Genomic DNA, 26,280 nt, shown 5'->3' with positions numbered 1-26,280 from the left:
CCGCTTACGGGCGCCGGGCAGCGAGATCCCGAGGGGGGGGGGCCGGGCAGCCGGGCGTCGGCGCGCAGCCAGGCGGAGGGGCTCCGGACCCGCCGTCAGGTTCGCCTGCTCCAGCGGCCGCAGCTGGGCCCGCGCCCAGACCGCGGCGGTGGGCGCGGACAGCACCCCGTCGAGGGTGGCGGCATGCCCGGCCGGGGTTGTGCCACGGGGCGCCTGGTGCAGCCGCAGCGCGAGCCAGGCGGCCGACTGGGCGGCCAGGCTGTGGCTGACGTCCACGCCGAGCAGACCGTCGATGTGGCGCACCCGCGCGGCCAGCGTATTGCGGTGGATCTTCAGATGGCGGCTGGCCGCGCTGCCGAAGCTGAGCCAGGAGCCGAGGGTGCCGAGCAGCTCCGCCGGGCCGGGGTCGGCGCGGCGGGTCGGCGCGTACTCCAGGCACGGCGCCAGGAGTTCGCTGGCCCAGGAGTGCCCCTCCGGGCTCGACAGGACCGTCACATCGCTGTGCCCGCCGAAACCGGCCGACCGCTGCGGTGCGTTACGGGCCACCGCCAGCGCGTGGAACGCCTGCTCGTAGCCGACCGGAGTGTCCCGCAGCGCGATCACCGCGCTCACCCCGACCCGGCACTCCTTCTCCTGCCGGATGATCAGCTGGTCCAGCGGCTCGCCGTCCGGCGTGATCGACTCCCCCTGGGCCGGGACCAGCGAGATGAGGTGGTTGGGGCGCACCGGGCACGGCACCACCCAGGCCCGGCCGCGCACCGAGGCGTGGATCCGGGACGCGATCTCGCGCCGCCGGTCGAGCGGGCACTCGATCACGTACACCTGGAGCACGGTGGGCAGCGCCGGGCGCAGCGCGGCGGCGATCCGCTGCGCCGCGGGCAGGCTGCCGACCATGAGCAGATGCAGCACCGCCTCCCGGCTGTGCGCCTCGGCCGACTCGACGCGGCGGCGCGCCCGTTCGGCCTCCTCCACCCGCCAGCTCAGGGCGAGGGTGCGGGACGCGTCGGCGAGCAGCACCCCGCAGCGCGGTGCGGTGGGCGCGACGACCGCCAGATACGGCGCCGGGTCGCGGGCCTCCGCGGACCCGAGCGAGACCAGGTGGACGGGGCGCGCCTCGCCCCCGCCGAGCACCCCGGACGGGGCGCCGCGGCGGTGCAGCGCGACGGCCGCCTCGGCGGCGAGCCGCCGCAGCGACGCGGCGGGCGGCGGGTCGTCCGCCGTGGCCAGTACGGAGCCGTCGGCGCCGATGAGCATGGCAGGGCCGCCGGCGCGCCGGGTGAGCCAGTCGAGCATGGCCCGTACCGCCCCGCGCCGGGCGGCGAGCCGGGCGAGGGCGAGCACGTCGTCGGCGCGTTCCGCTCGCGCGTCGGAGGGCGAAGCTGCCATGGAACCGCACCTTAGTTCCTCCGGTCCGGCGCTGGTGAGGTCCCTTTCGGCGGCCGCTATCGTCTGCGGGGTGTCCGCCGTCATAGCCGCCATGATCACTGCCGTCGTCGGTGTCCTCGGCACGCTCTTCGCGCCCCTGCTGCACCAGCGATTGACGGTGCGTCAGCGCGCGGAGGAGGCTCTCATCGAGGACCGCCGCCGCCGTTTCGAGGAGCGCCGTGCCGCCTACACCGCCATGAACCGCGCCTCCCGGCAGTTCCACACCCTCCTCAAGGACGCGCTGCACCGCATCCGGGACGACGTCTACACGGACGACGACCGCGCCCGGCTGGAGGAGGCCCGGCGCGACTACCGGGACCAGTACGCCGAGGCCCAGATGATCGTCCCCGAACGCGTCCTCGCCGCGTCCCGCGACCTGAACACGGTCCTCGCCGGTATCGACGCGGTGGCCAAGCGGATCGACCGGGGGATCCCCCGGGAGGGCGAGACCGCCGCGGTCGCCCTGCTCGAACTGAAGGACGCCGAGCCGAGGCTGTCGGAGATGCGGCGGATCATGCGCGAGGACCTGGGCCTCACGGACTGAGACACGCCGCTTTACGCGCCGGGTAATCGACGCTTGCCCGGGGTCGCGCCAGGGTGGTCCCACACCGGCGGTCCGCCAACGGCCGCCGCGGACCCCCGGGAGGAACCGTGCCCGCCTACGCCCTGGCCCATCTGCGAGCAAGCAGCCCGCACCCGGACATCATCACCTACCTGGAGCGCATCCAGGCGACCCTCGACCCTTTCCACGGCCGCTTCGTCATCCACGGGGGCGCGTTGGAGGTGGCGGAGGGGGAGTGGCCGGGCAGCGCGGTCCTGATCGAGTTCCCGGACATGGAGCAGGGCCGGGCCTGGTACGCGTCGCCCGCGTACCAGGAAATCCTGCCGCTGCGGACGGATCACGTCGAGGGGGACGTGATCCTCGTGGAGGGCGTGGGTCCGGACTACGACCCGGTCGAACGTGCCGCCAAACTCCGCGCGGAGGACGCGGGGTACACCTCTTAGCTCCGGCTCAGCGGCCCACCGCGTAGCCCTGGGCGCCGCGGGGGTTGGCCCCGGCCAGCAGTACGCCCGTCTCCGGATCGCGGGCCACCGCGCACAGCCGGCCCTCCGACCATGGCTCGCCCACCGCCACGTCGTGGCCGCGGCGGCGCAGTTCCGCCACCGCGGGCTCGCCGATCCGCGACTCCACGACGACCCGGCCCGCCGTCATCGCGCGGGGGTGGAAGGAGCCGGGGAAGCTCTCCTGGTGCCAGTTGGGGGCGTCGATGGCGCCCTGGAGGTCGAGCCCGGAGCGTACGGCCGCGTCGCCGCGCAGCGCGACGTGGAGGAAGAAGTGCAGGCTCCACTGGTCCTGCTGGTCGCCGCCGGGGGTGCCGAACGCGAGGACCGGGGTGTCGCCGCGCAGCGCGAGGGACGGGGTGAGGGTGGTGCGCGGGCGGCGGCCGGGGGTCAGGGAGTTCGGCAGGCCGGGGTCCAGCCAGGCCATCTGGAGCCGGGTGCCGAGCGGGAAGCCGAGCGCGGGGATGACGGGGTTGGACTGGAGCCAGCCGCCGCTGGGGGTGGCGGCGACCATGTTGCCCCAGCGGTCGACGACGTCGAGATGGCAGGTGTCGCCCCGGGTGGCGCCGTCCGCGCCGACGGCCGGTTCGCCGCCCACGGTTGGCGCCCCGCCCACGGTTGGCGCCCCGCCGACGGTCGGCTCGCCGCCCCCGAGCGCGGCGGCCGGTCCGGCGGCCCCGGTCGCCGACCGGGCCACGGCGGCCAGCGCCTGCTCGCCCAGCCGGGGTTCGCGGCCGCCGGGGTGCCCGGGGCGCAGGTCGTACGAGGCGTGCTCGCCGACCAGCGCCCGCCGCGCGTCGTTGTACGGGCGGGAGAGCAGATCGGCGAGCGGTACGTCCGCGCCCGCGTCCCCGTACCACGCCTCCCGGTCGGCCATGGCCAGCTTGCTGCCCTCGATGAGGGTGTGGAGGTAGTCGGGCCCGCCCAGGTCCTCCGCGGCCGGCCCGTCCGGCAGCAGGGCGAGTTGCTGGAGGAAGACCGGCCCCTGGCTCCACGGCCCGGCCTTGCACACGGTCCAGCCGTTCCACGTGTACCGGACGGGGTCCTCGTACGTGGCCTCGAAACCGGCGAGGTCGTCGCCGGTGAGCGTGCCCGCGTGGCGTTCCCCGGAGGAGTCCAGGGCGGGCCGGGCCGCCGCGGCGCCCAGTTCCTCGGCGATGAAGCCCTCGCGCCACACCCGGCGGGCCGCGTCGATCTGCGCCTCCCGCCCCGGCCCCGCCGCCTCCGCCTCGGCGATGAGCCGCCGCCAGGTGGCGGCCAGCGCGGGGTTGGTGAGCAGCCGCCCGGGGGCGGGCGACCGCCCGCCCGGCAGATACAGCTCCGCGGACGTCGTCCACTCCGTCTCGAACAGCTCCCGTACGGTCTCGACCGTCTCGCCGATCCGCTCCACCGCGGGGTGGCCGTGCTCGGCGTATCCGATCGCGTACCGCAGCACCTCGGCGAGCCGCCGCGTCCCGTGGTCGCGCAGCAGCAGCATCCAGGCGTCGAAGGCGCCGGGGACGGCCGCGGCCAACGGGCCGGTGCCGGGCACCAGGTCGAGGCCGAGCCCGGTGTAGTGGCCGATGGTGGCCCCGGCGGGCGCCGGGCCCTGCCCGCACAGCACGGTGGGTGGGGAGCCCGCCGGGGCGAGGATGACCGGCACCTCACCGGCGGGCCCGTTGAGGTGCGGTTCGACGACGTGCAGGACGAACCCGGCGGCGACGGCCGCGTCGAAGGCGTTGCCGCCGTCCTCCAGGACGGCCATGGCGGACTGCGAGGCCAGCCAGTGGGTGGACGACACCATTCCGTACGTGCCCTGGAGGGTGGGCCGGGTGGTGAACATGCAGCTCCCTGAGGGTGGCGGCCGAGGTGCGGCCCAGCATCGCGCACGACCCACGGACCGGTCCACGGTGCGATCAGGACGCCGTGCGGGTGTGCCCCAGGATCGCGTCGGCGAGCGGCCCGAGCACGGCCGGGGGCAGGGCGTGGCCCATGCCGGGGATCTCCACGAGCCGGGCGCCGCCGATGACCTGGGCCAGATGCCGCGGATGCGGCAGCGGGAACACCGGCTCCGCGGTGGGCGCGAGGACGAGGGTGGGCACCTCGGTCGCGGCCAGCGCTTCGGTGCGTACCAGCCCGGACTGATCGGCGCGGGCGTGCGCGCCCGAGGTGTCGTAGCGCCCGGTGTGCTCGATGATCCCGCGCTCCAGCTCCCGGAACCAGTCGGGGTCGAAGGGGATGTGGTCACCGTTCAGCAGCTGCCAGTGCCGGACCCGCCGGTCGAGTTCGGCCTCCAGCCCGTGATCCTCCACCGACCGCGCCCACTCCTCCAGGATCCGCGGATCCACCCCGGGCAGCTCCTCGACGGGGGCACGGGTCCCGTCGGGCGCGGTGTACGGGGTGGTGCTGCACGCGCCGGTGCCCAGCAGGGTGGCGCTCAGCACGCGCTCCGGATGGTCGGCGAGGACGAGTTGGGTGAGGATGCCGCCCAGCGACATCCCGACGAGATGCGCCCGCTCGACCCCCAGCCCGTCCAGCACCGCGACCACGTCCCCGGCCAGATCGGCGATCCGGTAGGGGGCCTGCTCGTAGGACCAGGTGGAACGGCCGGTGTCGCGGTGGTCGTAGCGGATGACCCGATGATGCTCGGCCAGCGCGTCCACCAACGGCTCGGGCCACCCCAACCCGGCGGCTTGCGCCCCCATGACCAGCAGCAGCGCCGGAGCCCCGGCGTCCCCGCGCTGCTCGGTCCACAACCGCACCCCGGGCGCGGCCTCGACGTACGCGGTGTCTCTCGGTGCGGTGTCCATGGGCGGGATCCTCTCGACGCGACGGGGCGCTGAACGAGACGTATCGTCTCGTTGATTGCCGCACGCCGTCAAGGGCTTTATGCGGAGGGTGCGGATCCGCCGTCAGCTCCGGGCGGTCCGGCGGTGGGCGCGCAGAAAGCGCCAGAGCCAGGAGGGCGCAGCCAGCAGCGTGATGGCGTCGTGCGACGGCAGGTTTGGTAGCCATCCGGATCATGCTAGAGCCGGGGGTTTCGCCGCAGGCAGAGCGGAGTTGGCTGACGGGTGGGCGGGACGCTTCTACGCTGAGGGGATGAGCAGCCACGCGCCCAAACCAGCCCGCGTCATCCCCCTGCGCCCCGTCCCCGCGACCAAGGAGCCACTCTGGCGGGACGTCGTCGGGGACGTGCTGCGGCGGGAGCGGCTGGCGCAGCAGCGCACGCTGAAGGACGTCGCCGACGCGGCGCGCATCTCGATGCCGTACCTCTCCGAGCTGGAGCGGGGCCGCAAGGAGGCTTCGTCGGAAGTCCTCGCGGCCGCCGCCCGCGCCCTCGGTCTGGGGCTGGCCGATCTGCTCGCGCTGGCCCAGGTCGAGATCATCCGGCTGACGGGGGCGCGGACGCGGCCGGGCAGGACCGGCGCCGCCGCCCCGCAGGCGCGGCTGGCCTCCCCTCAGACCTCTCAGAGCCACCAGGGCGAGGCCCGGCTGCGGCTCGCCGCCTGAGGCGCCGCGCGGCTCGCCGCCTGAGGCGCCACGTACTCCAGGATCAGGCGGCGCGGACCAGCCGCCTCGACAGCACCTCGTCGGCCAGCCCGTACGTCACCGCCTCCTCGGCCGTGAACACCCTGTCGCGGTCCATGTCCGCGCGCAGCTTCGCCACGTCGTGCGGGGTGTGACGGGACAGCACCTCCTCGACCTGGGCGCGGATGCGCAGCATCTCCTTGGCCTGGAGGCTGAGGTCGGACACCGTGCCGCGCGCCCCGCCGGTCGCGGGCTGGCCCAGCAGGACCCGGGAGTGTTCGAGGACGAAGCGCCGCCCGGGGTCGCCCCCGGCCAGCAGCACGGCCGCGGTCGAGGCCGCCTGGCCGACGCAGAACGTCGAGATCGGCGCGGTCACGAAGGTCATCGTGTCGTAGATCGCCATGAGCGAGGTGTACGAGCCGCCCGGTGAGTTGATGTAGATCGCGATCTCCTGCTCCGGACCGGACGACTCCAGGTGGAGCAGTTGCGCGATGACGACGTTGGCGACGCCGTCGTCGATCTCCGTGCCCAGGAAGATGATGCGCTCCGACAGCAGTCGGCTGTAGATGTCGTACGCGCGCTCGCCCTGCGTGGTGCGCTCGACCACGGTCGGGATCGTGTACTGGCCCATGTCCTCAGATCCCCATCCGTCGTCGCGAGGCGCCCGGGCGCACATCGCTCAGCGATTCCACGATGCTGTCGACCATCCCGTACTCCTTGGCCTGCTCGGCGGTGAACCACCGGTCCCGGTCGCCGTCGCGGGAGATCGTCTCCTGGGTCTGGCCGGTGTGCTCGGCGGTGATGCGCTCGATGGCCTTCTTGGTGAACTCCAGGTTCTCGGCCTGGATCGCGATGTCGGCGGTCGTCCCGCCGATGCCCGCCGACGGCTGGTGCATCATGATCCGCGCGTTGGGCAGCGCGTACCGCTTGCCCGCCGTCCCGACCGTGAGCAGGAACTGCCCCATGCTCGCCGCGAACCCCATGGCGAGGGTCGCGACGTCGTTGGGGATCAGCCGCATCGTGTCGTAGATCGCCAGCCCGGCCGTCACCGAGCCGCCGGGACTGTTGATGTAGAGGCTGATGTCGGTGCGCGGGTCCTCCGCCGACAGCAGGAGCAGCTGGGCGCAGACCCGGTTCGCGGAGACCTCGTCCACCTGGGTGCCGAGGAAGACGATCCGCTGGGTGAGGAGCTGCGCGGCGAGGTGGTCGTCAAAGCGTGAGGGCGGCGTATCGCCCTCGTCGGCGCGGGGACTCAGGGCTGGGTCCCAGCCGGTGAGGGGCGCTGGCATCGGGCCTCCCGAAGGTGGTGACCCGCGGCGGACTTCGCCGCGGTCACCTCACTGTCGGCCCGCACCGGCCCCCGGGACAGGTTTCTCTGCCTGCGGCAGATGTGCCGTCAGCAGATCGCCGTCAGCAGACCTCGCGGACGTACCCGTCGTCGTCCGGGGTGGAGACGTCCTGGTCGCGGCGTACGACGGACAGCCGGTCGCCGAAGCCGTCGCAGGCCTTCGCCATCCCCTTGTCCTCGTACTCGACCACGACCACCCGGTCCTTGTACGGCTTCGCGAACGCCCCGCACTCGTCGTATCGACCGCACTCCTCGACCACCGCGAAGTCCAGCCCGGTCTTCGCGCGGCGCGTGGCGAGCGGCCCGGTGTTCTTCTGCGCGATGGCGAGCCCCAGATCGTGGGCGCGCTTCGTCAGCAGGGACACATACGCGGTGGCCTGCTCCGCGGTCAGCAGGTCGGGCCAGCGGGTGAAGGTGTCGAGGTTGTCGGGCTCGACGGCGTCGAATCCCTTGTCGGCGCACTCCTCGAACCACGCCCCGACCCTCTCGGCCGCCTCCTCGCGCTTCGCCGCCGTGGTGATGTCGAGCACCGACTCCCCGTCCCACTCGGGGTCCTCGACCACCTCGCCCTGCTTGTCGTGCAACAGCAGCCGGGACGGCCACTTCTCGTCCGGCTGGGTCTGAAAGGCGTTGACGTAACAGACGTTGTAGAGGCCCGGCGCCGGATCGTCCGCGCGGTCGCGGCTCACGATCTCGACGCCCTTGGGGGGTTCGTACGCGCCCCCGATCTGGTAGTCCCAGGCGGCGCCCACGGGTGGCAGCTTGACGTCAGCCTCGCCCGTGTCCGTGGTGGTGGTGGAGCAGGCGGTCAGAAAGGCGAGGGCCAAGGCGGCGATCGCGGGCCGCATCCGCGCGGCGGGGGAGTGGACCATGCTCATGCCTCCTGCGCCACCTGTGCCATCCGCGCCTTGCCCCGGAACACCTGCTCCGTATGCCACGCCACGTTCTCCGCCGCGACCGGATCGCTGCCGTGCTGCGGCCCGATGAGCGAACGGTCCACCAGGTCGAGCACCTGGGACCGGGCCGCCGCACCGCGGCCGACGAACTCCTGGGAGACGACGATGCGCCGCCCGCCGTCGAGGCCCAGCACCCCCCGGTCGAACAGCTTGTGGTGCAGGGAGCACAGGCAGAGCGCGTTGGCGAGGTCGTCCGCGCCCCGGAAGGCCCACCACCGTACGTGCGCGGCCTCCAGACCCACCGGCACCCGGCCGATCGCCCCGTCGAATCCGCAGAACGCGCACCGGTACTCGTAGGCGACCAGCACCTGTCGCCGCAGCTCGGCCGCGCGCCGCCGGTCGCGTGCGGTCACCTCCGTCCGTACCGCGCCGTCCGCCGACTCCAGGTCGAGCCCGACCGCGGCGGCGATGTCGGTGTGGAGGGAGGGCGGGAAGTGGGTGTCCAGGAGGACGTGTGCCAGCCGCCCCAGCAGGTCCGGCTCCGCGGACAGCGCGGTCCGCAGCCCCGGCACCAGCCGCCCTTCCGCGCCGCTGGCCCGTAATGCCCCCACCCCCGAACCGGGACTGGAGCCGCCGTCGGCCGTGCGGACCTCCCACACCCCGTCATTGGTCAGATGGTGGAAGGGGTACGAGGGCGAGGTGTCCCGAGGCGGCCCGTAGTCCCGCAGCAGCTCCTTCAGGTCCCGCTCGATGTCCGTGTAGCGGAGCGCCTGGTCGGGCCCGTGCTGGAACCGGCCCAGGGCGTACAGCATCAGCAGTGGCTTGTGCGGTGCGCGCACCCCGTTGTTCGTCCACTGCCGCAGATTGCCGACGCGCTCGATCCAGTCCATGCCACGGACTGTATGACGGAGCGACGACAGCGGCGGCATGTGAGGATCGTCCGTCCAACAGCAGTCGTGCGAAATGGTCTTCCCTTGATGCTCCGCCGAACGGCCCCCGCGGTCACGCTCGTCATGGCCTCGCTCCTGACCCCCGCCCTGGCCTCCTGCGGATTGCCGGAGTCCGCGGCCGACCGCGAGACGAGATACAACAAGGTCATCGAGGACGAGACGCCGCACGCCCAGGACGTCATCGACATCGCCGGAGCCCCGTACGAGGTTCTGCGCAGCGATGACGGATCCACGCTGGTGCGCTACAACGCCACCTACGTGGAGGACGACGAGGGCCCCGCCGCCAACGCCTGGCGGCTGTACGGCCCGGACGGCGACGTCGTCGCCGAGCACGCGGAACACATGGACGTGGTGGAGGGCGAGTTCGAAGACCCGGGCCCCTTCTACGCGGTGCCGGACGGCTTCGTCTTCCTCCCCTCCGTCAAGGACGGGTTCTTCCTCGACGTACGGGGCGAACGGCACGCCGTGAAGTCGTCCGACAAGCGCCTCACCTTCGGGCGCGGCGATGTACTGCTGTCGTCCGGTGGCAAGGACAGGCTGCTCCGCACCTCGACCCACACCGTGGCGCCCGCGGCGGGGGTGCCCAAGACCCGGGACCTCACCTTCACCGACTTCGACGAGCGGGGTGTCGCCTGGGGAGTCCGGCAGCCGGAGGGTTCCGAGCCGTACCGGGTGACGCGCCGGGAGGACGGCGGTCCCGAGCGGTCCCGGGACCTCCCGGACCGGCTCCTGGGGGAGGACATCGCCGCCCATGGCGGCACCGCCGCCGTCCCTCTGGAGAAGCCCATCGGCATGGACGACACCCTGTTCACCGGGCTCTTCGTGACGACGGACGACGGGAAGAGCTGGCGGACACTGCGGAATTCGGATCAGCTGCCGCTGGACGAATTCAAGAAGGGCCTCAGCTACATCGAGGTCCAGGTGCTCGATGACGGCCGGGTGTTCATCCAGGGCGACGACGCGACCCCCTTGATCGCCGACAGCCCCGCCAACCGCTCCTTCCACAAGATCACCGAGCCTGCCCACCTCCGCTCGGTCTTCGCGAGGGGAAACACTCTCTACGGCATCGCCGACTCCGATGCCCCCAGCTATGACCACGTCGACGGCGAGGGGCTGTGGCGGTCACGGGACGGCGGGCGCGACTGGAGCCGGTTCCCCGGCGAGGACTCCGGCTGACTCCGGCCGACTCCGGCTGACTCCGGCTGAGTTACTCGCCCCAGATCTGCCGGTACGCCTGCCGGTAGCCCTCGGAGTCCCACGACAGCGCGCCGCCGCTGTTGGCGGCGGTGGTGATGTGGACGGGGGCGACGTAGCCGCTGGCGGGCCTGCCCGCGAAGGCGCGGTTGAACTCGTCGACGATCTGCCAACCCTGCTCGGACAGCGGCTCGGGCACGGTGGCGGCCTGGTAGTCCTTGGTGTTGATGCGCTCGAAGGCCGACGGGTCGCCGTCACCCGCGCCGATGGTGTACGGGGCGCCGGCGCCGTCCTTGCCCGCGGCGCGCAGGGCGGGGGCGGTGTGCTGGAAGTACAGGTCGTTGATGGCGGCGGAGTAGGTCCACTTGTCGCCGTAGCGGGAGAGCAGCGAGCGGACGGCCCCGATGGCGCGGCGGTTGACGTCGGGTATGGGGATGTTCTGGTAGCTCAGCAGCTTGACGTCCGAGCAGGTGGCGAGCTGCTTCTTGATCAGGTCCGACTTCCGCTTCGCGAACGGCACCGTGGCGTCGGTGAACAGGACGACTCCCGCGTGGCCGTCCGACCGGGCGATCATCCAGTCGGCGCTGATCTTCGCGACGTCCTCGACCCGGGAGGTGATGTTGGTGAAGAGTTCGGGCTTCTTGCTGGGGCCGGGGGCGGGGGCGGCGTGCCAGCCGATCAGCTGAATGCCCGCGGCCCTGGCCTTCTCGGCCTCGTCCGCGACGGTTGCGGGGTCGAAGCCGCCGATGACGATGCCGTCCGGCTTGAGGTCGATGGCCTCCTTGAACGCGGCCCTGATGCCGCTCGGCGTGCCCTGGCCGTTGATGGTGCGGGCCTTCCAGCCGAGGAGCTTGGCGGACTCCTGGACGCCCTGGGCGACTCCGGCGGGCCCGGGGTTGGTGATGGTGTGGGGGATGAAGACGATGCTCTTCCCGTGACGGGCCTTCGGTCCGGTCGTGGGGCCCTTCCATGGGGTGTCCACGTCCTCGGCCTTCGCGACCGCCTGCTTGGCCTTGGCGAGGGTGGCGGGGCAGCCGGGCTTGGCGGGGCGCGGTTTCGTGGCGGCGGTGCCGGATCCGGGCTCGCAGCCGGTGGTGGCCACGGCCAGGAGCGCGGCGGCTGTCAGGACCGACTTGCGGGTGGCGTGCACGGGTCTCCTCGCGGGGCACTGAGGTTCGGGCCGGTGGTGCGAGGAGACAGGTTACGGGTGGCGGTGCCCCGCGGGGCAGCCCCCGGGGGCAAGGGAGAAGCGACGAGCCGATGGCCTAAACCTGACAAGCGTGGATCTTCGGTAACCGTTGCCGGTGGATGTCTTGCATGCGTGCGCACACGCGGTAGTGTTCACGGCCGGTTGGACGTGTGGCGCAAACTAGTCGCTCGCATGGGGCGCGGACGTCGCTCGCGTCACGCTCCCCGGTCGTCGGCGGTCGGCAACAACGACACCTCGGTCACCGCTCAGGAGCACATCGAAGGAGGCCCGGGTGTCTGTGGACACAGAGGACCCGCCACGCGAACCGGACCCGTCCGGGCGCGCCCCGCGGGAGCCCCGGTTCCGCCGGAAGGCAGACGCCCGGAGAGCAGACACCCGGAGCGCGGACGTCCGGAGGGCGGACGCCCTGCCGCGCGCGGAAGCCGTCCTCGACCGATGGCCGTTCCGGCGCAAGCTCAACGTCCTGGTGGTCGTGCCCGTCGTGGTCGTCGGCGTGCTGCTGGGCGTCGGCGCGTACGGCCAAATGCAGCAGGCCCTGGACGCCGGCCGGACCGCTCAACTTGTGCGCGACAGCGAGCAGGTCACCCGGCTGATCAACGACATCCAGGCCGAGCACCAGCAGGCGCTGCTGCTGGCGGTGGAGCAGGAGTCGGCCCGGCCCGGGGCGGACCTGCCGTCGACCATCGACTACCGCCGGATGCAGCGGGCCACCGACGAGCAGGCCACCGAGGTGCGTTCGTCCTTCGGCTCGGGGCTGGCGAAGGAGGAGGGCCGGGCCCTCGACTACGTCGGCAGCCTCGGCGTGCTGCGGGACAAGGTCGAGCGGGGCTCGGTGCCCGCCGCCGGTATCGACCCCGCGTACGCCAACGCGGTCGGCTACCTCATCGACGGCATCGGGCTCGACCGCTTCTCCGGCTCCTCGTCGTCCTCGGTGGTCGAGCTGCTCGACACGGTGCTGCGCGCCGACGCCGCCCACGCGGCGTTCGAGAGCGGCGTGTTCTCGGCCCAGACCCGGGACGCCAACGCCCTCACCGAGTACACCCGCGCGGCCGGTGCCCACCGGATCTACGAGGAACAGGCGGATCGTTTCAGCAGAATCGCCGGGCGGGACCAGGTCCTGCGCCTGGAGGGCATCGAGCGCAGCGCCGAGGAGAACGGCTTCGACGCCAAGTTCGCGGAGCTCCAGATCGACCCCAGTTCCCTCCAGGGCCAGTCACCGGAAGCGCTGCGCAAGGCGATCGACGCGGGCACCCGGCAGGCCGAGGACCGCCTCGACATCACCGGCACGCTGACCGACCAGATCGCCGCCCGCGCCGACAGCCTCTCCGAGGACGCCCTGCGCAAGTCGGTGGCCCTGCTCGGCCTCGCCGTCCTCGGCTTCGCCGCCTGGCTCGGTTTCTCCTTCCTGGTCCGGCGCTCGGTCGTACGCCCCCTGGCGGCCCTGACCGGCGCCGCCCACCAGGTCGTCGAGGTGGCGGGCGAGGAACTCGCCCGCGTCGAGGACGAGGACGACGAGTCCGCCGACAGCACCCCGCTGCGGCCCCGGCCCATCCCCGTACCCGTGCGCGACGAGATCGGCGACTTGGCCGAGGCGTTCAACCAGGTGCAGGTCACCGCAGCGGCGCTGCTGGAACGGCAGGTGCTCAGCCGCCGCAACGTCGGCGAGATGTTCGGCAACGTCGGACGCCGGGTCAGCAACCTCACCACCCGCCAGCTCACCCTGATCGACGCCGTCGAACGCGAGGAAACCGCCCCCGACGTCCTGGAGCGGCTCTACCGCATCGACCACATCGCCGTACGCCTCCAGCGCAACGCCGACAGCCTGATGCTGCTCGCCGGAATCCGGGAAGCCGAGCTGGACGCCCAGCCGACCGCCCTCGCCAACGTCATCCGGGCGAGCCTCGGCCGTATCGAGGGCTTCCAGCGGGTCTCCCTGCGCTCCGAGACCGAGGTCACGGTCGCGCCCGACATCATCGGCGACCTGACGCTGATGGTCGCCGAACTGCTGGAGAACGCGGTCGCGTTCTCCCCGTCCGAGACCCCCGTCGAGGTCGTCGTCCGGCCCGGCACCGACATCACCGCGGACGGCGGCGCGCTGATCGAGGTCATCGACCACGGCCTCGGCATGGGCGCCGAACGCCTCGAAGAGGAGAACGCCCGGCTCATCCGCCGCGAACGGCTCGACCTCGTCCCCACCAAGGTGCTGGGCCTCTTCGTCGTCGGCAGCCTCGCCCGGCGCTGGGGCATCCGGGTCACCCTGAGCCGTACGCCCGGCGGCGGCGTCACCGCGACCGTGTGGATCCCCGACGCGCTGCTGATGGCGGTGAACGCGGCGGACGCCGCCGTGCCGTCCCCGGTGGTCACGGAATTGGCGCGGACCCCGTCCGGACGCGAGCCCGTCGATTCCGCCGGTTCTGCTGATTCCGCTGGTTCCGCTTCTGCCGGTGCCACGCCGCTGCCGGTACGGACGCCCGCCCCCGCGCCGGAGTCGCGCCAGGCGGCACCCGCGCAGCCCGGCGGCCTGCCCCGGCGCATCCCGAACCGCAAGGGTGCGGAGGGGACGCGGCAGGAACCCTCTGCCGAGCAGGAACCGTCCACCGAGCAGACGCCGTCCCCCACCGGGGAGAGGCCGTCCGGCGAGCCCACGTCCCGTCCGCTGCGGCGGCGGGTACGGGGCGCGACGCTCGACAAGACCACTCCCTCGGCCGACCGGGGCATCGCGGCCGTCCGCGCGCCCGCCGACGCCGATGCGGTCCGGTCGGAACTCGACGAGTTCGAGGCCGCCGTACGCAGGGCACAGCAGGACAGTGCCAACGCCCCGACCGACCCCGAACCCACGCCATCGCCGCATCAGCAACCCCGGAAGGAGTCGGGCAGTGACCACGCCGACCAGGTGAAGAGAGTTCCGCTGGGGCGAGGAGCCCACCGACCTGCGAGCAGCCGCGGCCGACTTCACCTGGCTGCTCGACCGGTTCGCCACCCATACCGCCGGTGTCGTCGACGCCATCGCCGTGTCGTCCGACGGCCTGCTGATCGCCGCGTCCGAGCTGCGCGAACAGGCCGACTCCGAGCGGCTCGCCGCGATCGTCTCCGGTGTCACGAGCCTTGCCGCCGGTGCCTCCGGCAACTACGGCCTGGGCGGCCTCAACAAGGTCATCATCGACCTGGAGGGCGGCCATGTGCTGGTGTCGGCCATCGGCTGCGGCGCCGTCCTCGGCGTGGTGACGACGAAGGAGGCGAAGCTGGGCAACATCGCGTACGAGATGACCCTCTTCGCCAACCGGGCCGGAGGCGCGCTCACCCCCCAGCTCGTACTGGAGCTGAAGAAGAACGCCGCCACCCCCATCATCTGACGCGTGCGCACACTCAGAAGGGGGTCGGCGTGACGGACACCGATGGCCCAGAGCCGGACGACGTGGCGGCCGAGCCGGGCCCGACCGAAGCACCGGAGCCGACGGGCCGCGCCTCCGCGATCCGGCCGTTCCTGCTGACCGCGGGCCGGGTGGCGGGCGGCGGCACCGCGCCCCCGCTCCCGGTCGAGGCCCAGGTCGTGGCGACGTCGGACGGGCTCTCCTCCCTCCGCACGCTCGCCTTCGAACGCCACGACATCGTCGCCGCCTGCCGACGCCCGCAGTCGGTGGCGGAGCTGGCCGCCCAGCTTCGGCTGCACCTCAATGTGGTGCGGGTCCTGGCGGAGGACCTGTGCACCGCCGGACACCTGTCGGTCCATGTGCCGGACGCCAGGACCGTCCAGGACATCTCCGTACTGCGAAGGGTTATCGATGGACTCCGCGCCGTCCCCGACTCACGGGGCACACTCCGCGACAGCAGCTGAACCCGCACCACCACCGCTGCCGGTCAAGCTGGTCATCGCGGGCGGCTTCGGAGTGGGCAAGACCACGGCCGTGGGCGCCATCTCCGAGATCCGCCCGCTGACCACGGAGGCCGCCATCACGGAGGTCGCGGCGGGCGTGGACGACCTCACCCACACCCCCGGCAAGACCACGACCACGGTCGCCATGGACTTCGGCGTCATCACCATCGACCCGACCCTCAAGCTCTACCTGTTCGGCACCCCGGGCCAGGACCGGTTCGGCTTCATGTGGGACGACGTGGTCGAAGGCGCCCTCGGCGGCCTCGTCATCGTGGACACCCGCCGCCTGGACGACTGCTACGCGGCCGTCGACTACTTCGAGCACAAGGACATCCCCTTCGCCGTCGCCGTCAACGCCTTCGACGGCGAGGTCCAGCACGAGCTGGACGAGGTCCGGTGGGCCCTCGACGTCTCCGAGCACATCCCCCTCACCGTCTTCGACGCCCGCGACACGGGCTCGGTGCGCGACGCACTGCTCGTCGTCCTCGACGTGGCCGTGGCCCGCGCCAAATCCGCCGAACCGGCCTGACACCCGCCCGGGTGCCGATCCGTCCGTCCGCTCACCCGGATTCCCGCACCCGCCCGCGTCCGGCGAGGACCACGATGCCGCCGGCGGTGGCGAGGGCCATCAGGACCAGGCCGAAGAGGGTTGCCCCGTCGGTCAGCCCCACGGCGTCGCTGAGGTAGCCCGCCGATACCGGCAGCAGACCGGCCGGAACGTAACCGCCCACGTTCAGCGCCGCGTTGGCCTCCGCCAACCGCTGTGGCGGGACGGTGGAGTTGAGCAGGGAGAGGCCGCCGAGCTGGCCCATGCCCTGTCCGGCCCCGGCCAGCAGGGCGGACGCGATGAGCGCGGGGATCCATGAGGTGCGGACGGCGGTGATGAGCGCGAGCATGCTCAGGACGGTGCTGACCGCTCCCGCGGTCAGGATCGTGCGACGGGGCAGCTTCTGGACCGCGAACTGCACCCCGGTCGCGGCGAGGAACATCGCGAACGCCATGCCTCCGGCGACGATCCGACTGGTGGTACCGAGCAGACCGGCCAGCAGCGACGGGCCGAGCGAGAGCACGAAGGACGTCGCGGTGATGCCGGGTGCGAACACCGCGATGCCCAGGGTGAGCTGTGGACCGTTGCCGTGCGGTACGCCGGGCACGCGCACCCACTTCCCCCTCGCCGGGGGTGCCGTGGGACGCCGTACGGGCATGCGCAGCACGGCGAGGATGGCGGTGATCAGCAGCGCGGCCTCGACGACGAAGACGGTGACGGTCGGCGCGGGAAGGGTCTCGGAGAGCACACCGGCGAGGAACGGCCCCAGCCCGGCCCCGAAGACCATGGCGCAGGAGGCGAGCAACGCCGCGAGCCGCTTGCGGTCCTGCCCGGCCACGTCCGTCACGGCCGCCATGCCCGCCGAGACGATGGCGCCGACCGCGATGCCGGTGAACAGCCGGGCGACGATCAGCGCGGCCACGGTGTGCGCCGTGGCGAAGATCAGGCAGGCCGTCACGGCGAGGGCGAGCGCGGGCAGCAGGACGGGCTTGCGCCCGAGTCGGTCGGACAGGACACCGGAGACGAGCAGGGAGCCCAGCAGCCCGACGATGTAGAACGCGAAGACCACCGTCAGGGTGCCCTGGGAGAACCCGATGTCCCGCTGCCACAGCACATACAGCGGCGTCGCGGCGTTGGACAGCACGAAGACGGCCGTCACGGGCCACGCGGCGAGCCACACCCACCAGGTCGGAGCCGCCGCACCCGGGTCCGGGCGCAGCCCGTCTCTCCCCTCCACGGTCGCCGTTCGACTTTCCACCATGGCCGATCCCTCCAGGTACAGCGCAGTACGGATTAAGTCGAACTTAGCATGCAGTACGATCAGACTCGTACAGTCGATTCGAGGTGCCGCGAGGAGCCGCGTATGCCGTCGACGGTGGGACCGCTGTCGGCCGTCAAAGTGCTGCCGGAACCCGCGGGGCTGCCCGGGCCACTGCCGGAGCCCGCGGTCGAAGACCTGCGCCTGGAAACGGTGCTGGGCGCGCTGAGCGACCCGCTGCGCCTGCTCATCGTGCGCAAACTCCTCCTGGAGTCGGAGCAGTTCGACCACCCCTGCGGCTGGTTCGGGATCGACCGCCCCAAGTCCTCCCTCACCCACCACTTCAAGGCCCTGCGGGAGGCGGGTGTCACCAGGCAGCGGCAGTACGGCCTGGAGCGCCGCAGCCACGTACGCGTCGCCGACCTCAACGCCCGTTTCCCCGGACTCCTGGACCTGGTGGCGGCATGGACGCCGGACGCTCCGTAACCCCTTCAAGCCGGTCGTAAAACACCTGCTCACCGCCGAGGAACGGCGCTAGGGTCCCGTGTCATGCGACTGACCGTTCTCGGCGGCTGCGGGGCCTGGCCCACCGCGGACCAGGCATGCAGCGGCTACCTCGTGGAGTACGCGGGATTCCGCCTGCTGATCGACCCCGGCTACGCCACGCTGCCACGCCTGCTCCAGCACGGCACCGTCGACGCGGTCGACGCCGTGCTGATCAGCCACGGACACCCCGACCACTGCGCCGACCTCAACCCCCTGTTACGCGCCCGGGGGCTGAGCGACGACCCGCCGCCGCCCCTGCCCGTCCACGCCCCGCACGGAGCGGTCGACGCCGTCCTCGCCCTCGACAAGCCGACGATGCTCGCCGGGGCGTACCGCCTCCACGAGTTCACGCCCGGCGACCGGTTCGAGATAGGTCCCTTCACCACCGACACCTGGCTCCTGCCGCACTTCGTCCCCAACGCGGGCCTCCGGCTCACCACCCCCGGCGCCGTACTCGCCTACACCGGCGACACCGGCCCCAGCCCCGACATCCCGCGCCTCGCCCGGGGCGCCGACCTGTTCCTGGCGGAGGCCACGTACGTCCACCAGGTCCCGACCGGCGACGCCCCGTACCTGCTGACCGCGCGCCTCGCCGGTCAATACGCCCACCAGGCGGGCGCCGCCCGCCTCATGCTCACCCACCTCTGGCCGGGCACGGCCCCGGAAGCCGCGCAGACCGCGGCGGCGGAAACCTTCAAACCCCCCATCGCCATCGCCACCCCTGGCCTCATCACCCGCCTGTGACCGCACCGCGCCCGTCCAGGCCGAGCGCGCCGACCACCTGATCGAGAAGCTCCTCGGAGGCGAATTCCGCAACCCAGTCGGCGAACCGACGGGCGTACTCGGCCAGGACCTCCCTCTCGGCATCACCTGTGCCGAAGTTCTGGTCCAGCCACGCCAGATACCTCTCCCGCGCGGGGGCGACCCGATCGCGATCCTCGGGATCGTCCGCCTCGGCGGCGAGCAGCCGAAACAGCTCGCGCAGATTGCGGGCCTCGATCCACAGATCGCCCTCGTCGCCGAAGAAAATGACCGGCAGCTCGGCGAGGTCGGTCCGGTCGTCACACCGCCACAAGGCGTAGAACGACCCGGAGGACGTGGCGTACGCGAACGGGATGAGCCGCTCCAGATACGCCTCGGGCGCGTCGCCGCAGAACCAGTCCAGATCGTCGTCGTATGCGATCAGCTCGAAGCCGGGCGCGAAGAACTGCCCGCCGAGGCTGTCCTGGAACTCCTTGAGCAGGTTCAGCTCGGGGATGGGGGAGTACGCGTCGCTCATGAGAGTCCTTCGACAGGGCGATGGCCGGTCAGCAGACACTAGCGGCGACGTCTGACACCGCCCGCCCGCTTATCCGAACGCCCCGCTCTCGTCCTCATCGAGCCCGGGGAGCCGCCTGCCGCGGCTGTCCGCCACCCTCAACGCGTCCCGCAGCGCCTCGACCAGGCGGTTCGCGAGGAAGCGAAGCTCTCCGGCTCCCGCCTTGGGGTTGCCGAGCAGCGCGTCGGCGTGACCGAGGAGTTCGGAGCCCATGCCCCATCGCGTGGCGACTGCTGCGGTCATTGCTGCCCGGCCGGTACGGGATGGTGGTCGTCCGGTGAGCACGCAACCGCGTCTGGACGTTCGCGCGGCCGCGGGGGTCTTGTGCTGCCAACTCTGCTGCGGAGTTACGGCGCTGCCTTCCCGCCCCTGGCTATCCCCATCATGGGTAGACCTGCGTCCTTGGTGTTCCCGAGCTGGCCGCCCTCACCTTTTCAGGATGCCGGCGGAGCGAGCGGAGGCCAGCCACAGCGGGAACTCACCGAGCAACTGATCGTAGAGGCTGGCGTCAGATAGAGCCTTGGGCGACGACCCGGCGGCGAAAAACCCCGCGTTGTCGACAACCCGCCTACTTGGTACCGGCATATCGTCCAGCTTGCGCAAGAAGCGGAATTCGTCCTCGCCGAACCCGACGAACTGCCAGAAGATCGGCAGCTTCGCAGCGGTGCACAGCACGTGCTCCGCAGCGGCCTTGGACGTGGGGGAACCGTCGGTCTGAAAGACGACGAACGCCGGATCTTCGGCTCCACACGACTGGTAATGGTCAATGACCGCCTGCATGGCCACGTGGTAATTCGTGCGCCCCATGTGCCCCATGGAGTCGTGCAAGGGGTTGATCCGGTCCCGGTAGGCTTCGAGGCTGATCTCAGCGGTCCCGTCGATCTCCGTGGAGAAGAAGACGACCGGCACGACCCCGTCGTCGTCCAGGTTGACCGCGAGGGCGAGAGTCTGCTCTGCCAAGTGCTGCACAGAGCCGTCCCGGTAGTACGGGCGCATACTCCCGGAGCGGTCCAGGACCAGGTACACGGCGGCACGTTGCCCACTCACGTGGTGCTTGGTCAAAGAGACCGCGGCCGTCTTGTAGAGGCTGACCAACTCGGGAGCCCGGGCGGCGACCTTCTCCAAGCTGACCCCGGGCCCGGGTATCTTGGGCCGCTTGCGGTAGTCGATTTTGGGATGCTTGCGATACTCGATTCCCATACTCGGCGATTGTTCCCCAAGTAACCCGGTTGTGTCGCTGCTCTGTTGGGTGCTCCATGGTGCTTTTGTCGTGATGACGACCGGGGGCGGTCGCAGACACTTTGCGCTGGGTACACTCGGTGCGGATTGGCCAACGCTCAGTAAGCGACACCGGGAGTGCTCTCTTGGCCGAGTCCGTCGCGCCCCACGCCCTGCCGGAACGACTGCTCGCCCGCGAGGACGTGCGCGCGGCGCTGCTGCGCCACGACTTCGGCGTGTTCTTCGCGCTCGCCCGCAAATGGTCCGGCATCAGCTTCATGCGGATCGCCGACGCATGCGACATGAAGCCTGAGCGCGTCGGGAAGCTCGCACGCGGCGAAGGTCGCGTGACGAGCGTGGAAAAGATGGAGCAGATCGCTGATGGATTGCGTATCCCCGGTGGATTGATGCGTCTCGCTCCCCGTCCTTGGGAGGGCCGCGAGACGCGGCGCGCGTCTGTCGCCGCTCAGGTCGAGCCCATCCAGTCCGTGCCGTCCTCGGAAGTAGCCCCGGACCTGCCCGCGGTGAGGTCGTTTCGGGCCGCGGGCCGGCAACTGGGCGGTGGTCATCTGTACGCCTCGGTGCTCCATTACCTCCATCACAAGATGGCTCCACGGGTCTTTGGGGGCGAGACCGGCCTTGATTCCGCCCGGACGTTCCAGGCAGCCGCAGCGCTGACGGAGATGGCCGGATGGATGGCTCATGACACGGGCCATAACTGGCGGGCCGGTGACCACTTCGCCAAAGCCCTTTCGCTGGCGAAGGCCGGAGATGACCACGTCTTGAGTGCGAACATCATGGCCAGCATGAGCCATCTCGCCTTACAGATGGGCCACCCGGACAAGGCCGTTTCTCTGGCGAGAGCGGGACGCGACCATGTAGCCGGTGGGTCCCGCATCCCTACGCTGAACGCGAGACTGCATGCGATGGAGGCGCGAGCGCTCGCTCAGCTCGGGGACGGCGACGGGGCTCGCCGCTCACTGGCTGTGGCACAGAAGGAGATCGACAAGATGCCGGACACCCAGCCATCTCCTTGGATCAGCTCGTTCGGCAGCCCCGCATTGGCGAGTGAGACGGCGTTGTCCTTGCAGGATGCGGGCTGCTTGCCCGTCGCCGTGGAAGCCGCCGAAGAGGCGATCGTTCTCCGCTCCGGCGACCGCGCGAGGAGCCGCGTGTTCAGCCAGATCACCTTGGCGTTGATCCGCACGCGGCAGGGCGAGCCGGAGGCCGCGTGTGAGGTTGGCCGTGCGCTCCTCGGCGAGTGTGCAACGCTCGGATCGTTGCGGATCACCCAGCAACTCGATGTGCTGTCCGATGCCTTGGCCCGGTATCGCGTGGAACCGACCGTGAGGGACTTCCTGGACCGTCTCGCCGCGACAAAGCGGCAACGGGCGCTCATCCTGGCCGGGCTCGGAGCTCCTCCCGTCCACGGAGGTTCCGACATATGACCACCCACCCCCAACCAGGCACCGCCGAATGGGACGCCTACCTGGCGGAAGGGAACGCCAAGCAGGCACGCAAGCGCGTGTCGGCCGACGTGCTGTTGCGCGATGCCGCCGGGCGCGTGCTGGTGGTCAAGCCGACGTACAAGGACGCGTGGGATCTCCCCGGCGGGATGGCCGAGGCGAACGAGTCGCCCGCGGATGCGGCGAGGCGCGAGCTGGGCGAAGAGCTGGGCCTTGCCGTCGAGCTGCGTGGGCTCCTGTGCGTCGACTGGGTCGCGCCACACGGCCCCTGGGACGACCAGCTCGCGTTCGTCTTCGACGGAGGCATGCTGTCCGCCGACCAGATCCGCCGCCTGCACCCGCACGACCACGAACTCTCGGCCTGCGAGTTCAATGCCCCGGACGACGCCCTGGCCATGCTCCCGCCCCGCACCCGGCGACGGGCCGCTCAGGCGCTCGGGGCCCTGGCCGGGCGGCGGCCCGCGTACCTGGAGAACGGCGAAGGTCTCGCGCCCTGACGGCGCCTGGGGGCCCGTGATCCCCGCTCCGGGGTGGAGTGCGGCGTAAGGGTAGGGTGCGAGCCAGGTGTCGAGGGAATAAGTGGGTCCGATGCGGTTCAGGTCATGGAGTAAAAAGGCCCGCCTCATCTCCGGGGTGTGCGTCGTGGCGGGGATTGCGGCCGCTGTCGCCTCGTATTTCCTGTTCTTTTCCAAGGAATCCGTAGAGCCCGGCCCCTACGCCGACAATCCGAAGTGCGCCGATGTCATTTCCCGGGCCCCCGAGACCGTTCTGTCGAAGCATCGCGACGATGTCACCGGAGAGGGAGTCGCCTCCTGGGGAGACGGCTCGGTCGTGCTGCGCTGCGGCGTCACCCCGCTGCGGCCGACGACCAACCTGTGCGTGGACGTCAACAGCGTCGACTGGGTGCTCGACGAGAAGCGGGCGAACAAGGACGGGGTGCAGGTGCTGACGACGTACGGCCGTACCCCCGCGGTCGAAATCACCGTCGAGGGCGATGGGCCCAAGGCCGGAGACGCGTTGGTCGACGTGAATCGGGCGGTCCGAAGCATTCCGCAGAAGTCGAAATGCCTCTCGTTGAGCGACACGCTCTGAGCGGATTCAGCGGCTGACGAGAAGGCCGTCCACCAAGGCGCGGAGCCCGTCCAGGTAGGTGTCTTCGGCGGTCAGGGGCGCCCAGTCGTCCGCGATGCGGGCCAGGCGGGGAAGCTCGTCCGGGTCGAGGTCGGCGAAGACCCGCTCCCGGTAGGTCGCGCGGTCGGCGTAGGCGTCGGCGTCGGCGTCGTCGGCGTCGGCACGCCGCCGGGCCGCTGTCGCGCGGACCACGATCTCCCCGGCGGTGTAGTACCAGACCGCACGGTAGCCGTGCACGGCCCGCTCGGGGGTCAGGCCGCATTCGACCAGGCCGTCGACGATCTGCTCGACGAACCACAGCGCGGACGCGGACATCAGGTCGTCGGCGGTCAGCACCTCCACGATCCAGGGGCACGCGGCGAGCGCCTCGTGGATCGCGGCGGCGGCGACGATGATCCGCTCGCGCGGGTGGGCGGGGAGTTCGGGGCGGCGCAGCGTCCGCGCGGCGTGGTCGTCCAGCAGCAGGAGGAGCAGTTCTTCCTTGTTGCGCACGTGGTGGTAGAGCGCCATCGGCGTGCTGCCGACCTCCGTGGCGAGCCGCCGCATGGTCAGCCGGTCCACGCCGTCCTCGTCCACGATCCTGCGGGCCGTCGCGACGACCTCCTCGCGTGAGAAACGGGGAGGTCGGCCACGGGTTTTGCGCGGTGCGGACGGTTGCGGCATGGACCCATCATCCCCCAGGTGTCGACAACGGCGTTCCTCTCCCGCTATTTTTCGTACGCGTACAAAAATTCATGCCGACCGGAAGGACGCCGTCATGACGACGACCCCCATCGACCTGTTCGCCTCAGCGCTGCGCTTCCACCCCGACGGCGGCGTCCGGGCCGCCGAGCGGCAGATGAAGGGCAGTGACCCCGACGGCGCCTGGCAGGTCGCCACGTTCCACGTCGAGACCGACGCCGACGTCCACGCCGACCACTGGGAGATGCACCCGGAGGCCGACGAGGCGGTGTGCTGCCTGACGGGCGGGGTCCGCCTCGCCTTCCGTCCCACGTCGCCCGGCGGCTCCGAGGACGTGGTGCGGTTGGCGGCGGGCACCGCCGTGGTCGTGCCCCGCGGGCGCTGGCACCGGCTGGAACTCGACGCCCCGAGCGACCTGATGTCGATCACCCTGCGCCACGGCACCCTCCTCGAAAAGCGCTGACCGGATCACACGGCGCGGTCCAGCCGTTCACGCTGCTCGGTGCTCAGCTCCAGCGACACCCCCGCGACCGCCTCGTCCAGCTGCTCCACCGTGCTGACGCCGACGATGGGCGTGGCGGCCGGGGTCCCGCCGGTCAGCCACGCCAGCACCACCCGGTTGCGGTTGGTGCCGGTCTCGGCGGCGATCTCGTCCAGCGCCGCGAGGCGGCGGGCGGTGCCGGGGTGGTCGTACTCCGCCGGAAGCGGCCGGTCCGGGCGGGTGTAGCGGCCGTTCAGCAGCGGGGTGTACGCCCACAGCGCGATGTCCGGGTGGTGCTCCAGGTAGTGCAGCACCTCGTCGCTCACCACGCCGAACCGGTGCCGCACGAGGGGCTCGGCCACGCGGCGGTGGTGCAGATACGTGTGCTGCTGCTGCACCGCCGTGAAGCCCGCGCCGCCGTGGGCCCGGGCGAGCTTCCGGGCCCGTTCCAGCTGCCAGACGGGGTAGTTGGAGCAGCCGAGGCGGCCGACCGTACCCGCGGCGACCAGCTCGTCGAAGGCGGCGACCGTCTCGTCCAGCGGGGTGGCCGGATCGGGCTTGTGCGCCCAGTACAGCTCGACGTGGTCCGTACCGAGGCGCCGGAGGCTGCCCTCGATGCCGCGCTTGATCACCTCGGCCGACAGGCCCTCGGCCGTCTCCGGGAAGCGCCCGGCCTCGGTCGGCTCGCAGCCCACCTTGGTGCTGATCCTGACCCGGTCGCGGACGCCCGGGCGGCGCGCCAGCCAGCGCCCGAGCAGCGTCTCGCTCTGCCCGCCGAAGCCGGTCGGGTCCGACCAGAACGCGTAGCAGTTGGCGGTGTCGATCCAGACGCCTCCGGCGTCCACGAAACGGTCCAGGATCTCGAACGATCGCCGCTCGTCCTGGACCGTGCCGAACAGCATGGCGCCCAGCGCCAGTTGAGGATTCATGTCCATCACGCTAGGCCGATGCGGATCGGCGGTACGCTCCAATCTTGTGGCGATTTCCCAGACCAATTCCGCGTGGGCGACGCTGCTGGAGATCGGCACTCCCGAGCGCGGTTCGCGCCGCCTGCACGACCGCCTCGCCCGCGCGCTGCGCACCGCGATACGGGACGGCAGGCTGGCGGAGGGTGCCGCCGTGCCGCCGAGCCGGGCGCTCGCCGAGGAGCTGGGCTGCTCCCGCTGGGTCGTCACGGAGGCGTACGGGCAGCTCATCGCGGAGGGTTACCTCGCCGCCCGGAGGGGTTCCGCCACCCGCGTCGCCTGGTCGCCGGATCCGGACACCGCGCCGCCGCGGCCCCGCGCCCGGCCCGTACCGGCGCCGCCACCGATCCGGTACGACCTCGCGCCCGGCCTGCCCGACCTGCGGGCGTTCCCGCGCCGCCGCTGGGCGGACGCCGTCCGGTCGGTCACCGGCTCGGCCGTCCACTACGACCTGGGCCTGCCCGACCCCGCCGGGCACCCGGGCCTGCGTACGACCGTCGCGCAGTACCTGCGGCGCTCGCGCGGCGCGGACGCGCACGCCGCGGCCGTATCCGTGTGCGCGGGCGTCACCGACGGACTGGTCCGCACCTGCCGCGCACTGCGCGCCGAGGGGATCGCCGACCTGGCCGTCGAACACCCGGGCTGGGGGCGGCTGCGCGACGCCGCGACGAGCGTCGGCCTCCGGCTGCACCCGGTGCCCGTGGACCGCGACGGCCTCCGCGTCGACGCCCTCGCCCGCACCCCGGCCCGGGCCGTCGTCGTCGGCGCGGCCCACCAGTTCCCCACCGGCACGGTGCTGTCCCCGGCCCGCCGGGCCCGCCTGGTGCGCTGGGCCCGCGAGGTCGACGGCTACGTCATCGAGGACGACTACGACGCCGAGTTCCGCTACGACCACCACCCGGTCGCCGTCATGCAGGGAATGGACCCGAGCCGGGTCTTCCTCCTCGGCTCGGTCAGCAAGACCCTCTCCCCGGCCCTCGGCCTGGGCTGGCTGGTCGCGCCCGCCGCGCTGACCCCGGCCCTCGCGGCGGCGAACCCCGTCGCCGCCGCGCCACCCGTACTGGACCAGCTCGCACTCGCGACCTTCATCGACCGAGGCTGGTACGACGCTCACCTCCGCGCGGCGCGCCGCCGGTTCCGCGTACGCCGCGACCTGCTCGTACGAACGCTCGCCACCGAACTGCCGGATGCCCGCGTCGCGGG

Annotated in this window: 28 protein-coding genes and 1 pseudogene; 15 read left to right on the top strand and 14 right to left on the bottom strand. The window is 71.9% G+C overall.

What is annotated here, in order from left to right; genetic code table 11:
- On the bottom strand, window positions 1–1,386 hold a 1,386-nt coding region (locus SSOG_RS16980), incomplete at its 3' end, for a PucR family transcriptional regulator (protein WP_039937850.1).
- A gap of 70 nt (window positions 1,387–1,456) precedes the next feature.
- Between SSOG_RS16980 and SSOG_RS16975 the strand changes: the two genes are divergently transcribed.
- Both SSOG_RS16975 and SSOG_RS16970 read left to right on the top strand, forming a co-directional pair.
- Window positions 1,457–1,969: a hypothetical protein gene (locus SSOG_RS16975; protein WP_039937847.1), complete on the top strand. Its 513-nt coding sequence runs from the start codon at window positions 1,457–1,459 to the stop codon at window positions 1,967–1,969.
- Between the two features lie 107 nt (window positions 1,970–2,076).
- Complete coding sequence (locus SSOG_RS16970) at window positions 2,077–2,430, top strand: DUF1330 domain-containing protein (RefSeq protein WP_009715469.1); 354 nt, start codon at window positions 2,077–2,079, stop codon at window positions 2,428–2,430.
- A 7-nt stretch (window positions 2,431–2,437) separates the two neighbouring features.
- Here SSOG_RS16970 and SSOG_RS16965 read toward each other — a convergent pair whose 3' ends face one another.
- Entirely contained in the window at window positions 2,438–4,309 is a 1,872-nt protein-coding gene (locus SSOG_RS16965; RefSeq protein ID WP_039937846.1) for a gamma-glutamyltransferase family protein, read from the bottom strand.
- A 73-nt stretch (window positions 4,310–4,382) separates the two neighbouring features.
- A complete protein-coding gene (locus SSOG_RS16960) occupies window positions 4,383–5,276 on the bottom strand; it encodes an alpha/beta fold hydrolase (RefSeq protein ID WP_009715467.1) in 894 nt (297 codons plus the stop codon).
- Between the two features lie 289 nt (window positions 5,277–5,565).
- Here SSOG_RS16960 and SSOG_RS16955 point away from each other — a divergent pair, with 289 nt between their 5' ends.
- Window positions 5,566–5,976, top strand: a complete 411-nt coding sequence (locus SSOG_RS16955; protein ID WP_009715466.1) for a helix-turn-helix domain-containing protein — start codon at window positions 5,566–5,568, stop codon at window positions 5,974–5,976.
- A 43-nt stretch (window positions 5,977–6,019) separates the two neighbouring features.
- On the opposite strand, the gene SSOG_RS16950 is transcribed toward SSOG_RS16955, so the two are convergent.
- The 4 genes from SSOG_RS16950 to SSOG_RS16935 all read right to left on the bottom strand — a co-directional run bounded on the left by SSOG_RS16950 (window position 6,020) and on the right by SSOG_RS16935 (window position 9,128).
- Complete coding sequence (locus SSOG_RS16950; protein ID WP_009715465.1) at window positions 6,020–6,625, bottom strand: ClpP family protease; 606 nt, start codon at window positions 6,623–6,625, stop codon at window positions 6,020–6,022.
- Between the two features lie 4 nt (window positions 6,626–6,629).
- The gene (locus SSOG_RS16945; RefSeq protein ID WP_009715464.1) at window positions 6,630–7,283 is read right to left on the bottom strand and encodes an ATP-dependent Clp protease proteolytic subunit; all 654 of its coding nucleotides are present in this window, start codon (window positions 7,281–7,283) and stop codon (window positions 6,630–6,632) included.
- A gap of 121 nt (window positions 7,284–7,404) precedes the next feature.
- Window positions 7,405–8,220: an endo alpha-1,4 polygalactosaminidase gene (locus tag SSOG_RS16940; protein WP_009715463.1), complete on the bottom strand. Its 816-nt coding sequence runs from the start codon at window positions 8,218–8,220 to the stop codon at window positions 7,405–7,407.
- Window positions 8,217–9,128 carry a phosphorothioated DNA-binding restriction endonuclease gene (locus tag SSOG_RS16935; RefSeq protein WP_009715462.1) on the bottom strand — a complete coding sequence of 304 codons (912 nt, stop codon included), beginning with the start codon at window positions 9,126–9,128 and terminating at the stop codon, window positions 8,217–8,219. The genes SSOG_RS16940 and SSOG_RS16935 overlap by 4 nt, the downstream gene beginning before the upstream one ends.
- 87 nt (window positions 9,129–9,215) lie before the next feature.
- On the opposite strand from SSOG_RS16935, the gene SSOG_RS16930 reads away from it, so the two are divergent.
- Window positions 9,216–10,364, top strand: coding sequence for a beta propeller repeat protein (locus SSOG_RS16930; protein WP_039937844.1), 1,149 nt, complete (start codon window positions 9,216–9,218; stop codon window positions 10,362–10,364).
- Window positions 10,365–10,395: 31 nt separating this feature from the next.
- On the opposite strand, the gene SSOG_RS16925 is transcribed toward SSOG_RS16930, so the two are convergent.
- Window positions 10,396–11,532, bottom strand: a complete 1,137-nt coding sequence (locus SSOG_RS16925) for a substrate-binding domain-containing protein (RefSeq protein WP_039937840.1) — start codon at window positions 11,530–11,532, stop codon at window positions 10,396–10,398.
- 526 nt (window positions 11,533–12,058) lie between these two features.
- Between SSOG_RS16925 and SSOG_RS56035 the strand changes: the two are divergent.
- The 4 genes and pseudogenes from SSOG_RS56035 to SSOG_RS16915 form a co-directional block, all read left to right on the top strand.
- Window positions 12,059–14,485 (top strand): annotated as a pseudogene (locus SSOG_RS56035) (ATP-binding protein); the annotation flags it as partial.
- Window positions 14,486–14,522: 37 nt separating this feature from the next.
- Window positions 14,523–14,945 (top strand): roadblock/LC7 domain-containing protein, encoded by a 423-nt coding sequence (locus tag SSOG_RS48525; RefSeq protein ID WP_078510605.1) that lies wholly within the window; start codon window positions 14,523–14,525, stop codon window positions 14,943–14,945.
- A 29-nt stretch (window positions 14,946–14,974) separates the two neighbouring features.
- On the top strand, window positions 14,975–15,427 hold the full coding sequence (locus SSOG_RS48520; protein ID WP_245606607.1) for a DUF742 domain-containing protein: 453 nt from the start codon (window positions 14,975–14,977) through the stop codon (window positions 15,425–15,427).
- Window positions 15,375–15,995 (top strand): GTP-binding protein, encoded by a 621-nt coding sequence (locus SSOG_RS16915; protein WP_009715459.1) that lies wholly within the window; start codon window positions 15,375–15,377, stop codon window positions 15,993–15,995. Before SSOG_RS48520 ends, SSOG_RS16915 begins: the two co-directional genes overlap by 53 nt.
- 31 nt (window positions 15,996–16,026) lie before the next feature.
- Here SSOG_RS16915 and SSOG_RS16910 read toward each other — a convergent pair whose 3' ends face one another.
- The gene (locus tag SSOG_RS16910) at window positions 16,027–17,274 is read right to left on the bottom strand and encodes an MFS transporter (RefSeq protein WP_009715458.1); all 1,248 of its coding nucleotides are present in this window, start codon (window positions 17,272–17,274) and stop codon (window positions 16,027–16,029) included.
- Window positions 17,275–17,376: 102 nt separating this feature from the next.
- On the opposite strand from SSOG_RS16910, the gene SSOG_RS16905 reads away from it, so the two are divergent.
- Window positions 17,377–17,757 carry an ArsR/SmtB family transcription factor gene (locus tag SSOG_RS16905; protein WP_009715457.1) on the top strand — a complete coding sequence of 127 codons (381 nt, stop codon included), beginning with the start codon at window positions 17,377–17,379 and terminating at the stop codon, window positions 17,755–17,757.
- A 63-nt stretch (window positions 17,758–17,820) separates the two neighbouring features.
- Entirely contained in the window at window positions 17,821–18,561 is a 741-nt protein-coding gene (locus SSOG_RS16900; protein ID WP_009715456.1) for an MBL fold metallo-hydrolase, read from the top strand.
- Here the strand turns inward: SSOG_RS16900 and SSOG_RS16895 are convergent.
- The 3 genes from SSOG_RS16895 to SSOG_RS16885 all read right to left on the bottom strand — a co-directional run bounded on the left by SSOG_RS16895 (window position 18,548) and on the right by SSOG_RS16885 (window position 20,335).
- The gene (locus SSOG_RS16895; RefSeq protein ID WP_039937837.1) at window positions 18,548–19,096 is read right to left on the bottom strand and encodes a hypothetical protein; all 549 of its coding nucleotides are present in this window, start codon (window positions 19,094–19,096) and stop codon (window positions 18,548–18,550) included. The two genes, SSOG_RS16900 and SSOG_RS16895, sit on opposite strands and share 14 nt — an antisense overlap.
- Window positions 19,097–19,165: 69 nt before the next feature.
- Entirely contained in the window at window positions 19,166–19,378 is a 213-nt protein-coding gene (locus SSOG_RS16890) for a hypothetical protein (protein WP_050799889.1), read from the bottom strand.
- Window positions 19,379–19,561: 183 nt separating this feature from the next.
- A complete protein-coding gene (locus SSOG_RS16885) occupies window positions 19,562–20,335 on the bottom strand; it encodes a vWA domain-containing protein (RefSeq protein WP_009715453.1) in 774 nt (257 codons plus the stop codon).
- Window positions 20,336–20,499: 164 nt separating this feature from the next.
- Here SSOG_RS16885 and SSOG_RS16880 point away from each other — a divergent pair, with 164 nt between their 5' ends.
- The 3 genes from SSOG_RS16880 to SSOG_RS16870 all read left to right on the top strand — a co-directional run bounded on the left by SSOG_RS16880 (window position 20,500) and on the right by SSOG_RS16870 (window position 22,911).
- A complete protein-coding gene (locus tag SSOG_RS16880; protein WP_050799888.1) occupies window positions 20,500–21,801 on the top strand; it encodes an NsdA family TPR-like regulatory protein in 1,302 nt (433 codons plus the stop codon).
- Complete coding sequence (locus tag SSOG_RS16875; protein ID WP_009715451.1) at window positions 21,798–22,316, top strand: NUDIX domain-containing protein; 519 nt, start codon at window positions 21,798–21,800, stop codon at window positions 22,314–22,316. Before SSOG_RS16880 ends, SSOG_RS16875 begins: the two co-directional genes overlap by 4 nt.
- 145 nt (window positions 22,317–22,461) lie before the next feature.
- The gene (locus SSOG_RS16870) at window positions 22,462–22,911 is read left to right on the top strand and encodes a DUF3515 family protein (protein WP_167542493.1); all 450 of its coding nucleotides are present in this window, start codon (window positions 22,462–22,464) and stop codon (window positions 22,909–22,911) included.
- Window positions 22,912–22,917: 6 nt separating this feature from the next.
- On the opposite strand, the gene SSOG_RS16865 is transcribed toward SSOG_RS16870, so the two are convergent.
- Window positions 22,918–23,613: a TetR/AcrR family transcriptional regulator gene (locus SSOG_RS16865; RefSeq protein ID WP_009715449.1), complete on the bottom strand. Its 696-nt coding sequence runs from the start codon at window positions 23,611–23,613 to the stop codon at window positions 22,918–22,920.
- Window positions 23,614–23,707: 94 nt separating this feature from the next.
- Between SSOG_RS16865 and SSOG_RS16860 the strand changes: the two genes are divergently transcribed.
- On the top strand, window positions 23,708–24,094 hold the full coding sequence (locus SSOG_RS16860) for a cupin domain-containing protein (RefSeq protein ID WP_009715448.1): 387 nt from the start codon (window positions 23,708–23,710) through the stop codon (window positions 24,092–24,094).
- A gap of 5 nt (window positions 24,095–24,099) precedes the next feature.
- Here the strand turns inward: SSOG_RS16860 and SSOG_RS16855 are convergent, their stop codons facing one another.
- The gene (locus SSOG_RS16855; protein WP_425385419.1) at window positions 24,100–25,041 is read right to left on the bottom strand and encodes an aldo/keto reductase; all 942 of its coding nucleotides are present in this window, start codon (window positions 25,039–25,041) and stop codon (window positions 24,100–24,102) included.
- 46 nt (window positions 25,042–25,087) lie between these two features.
- Here SSOG_RS16855 and SSOG_RS16850 point away from each other — a divergent pair.
- A partial coding sequence (locus tag SSOG_RS16850) for an aminotransferase-like domain-containing protein (RefSeq protein ID WP_050799886.1) occupies window positions 25,088–26,280 on the top strand: 1,193 nt, incomplete at its 3' end.

The organism is Streptomyces himastatinicus ATCC 53653, from assembly GCF_000158915.1.
GTDB classification, from domain to species: domain Bacteria; phylum Actinomycetota; class Actinomycetes; order Streptomycetales; family Streptomycetaceae; genus Streptomyces; species Streptomyces himastatinicus.
This window is presented reverse-complemented; position numbering and strand designations above follow the sequence as displayed.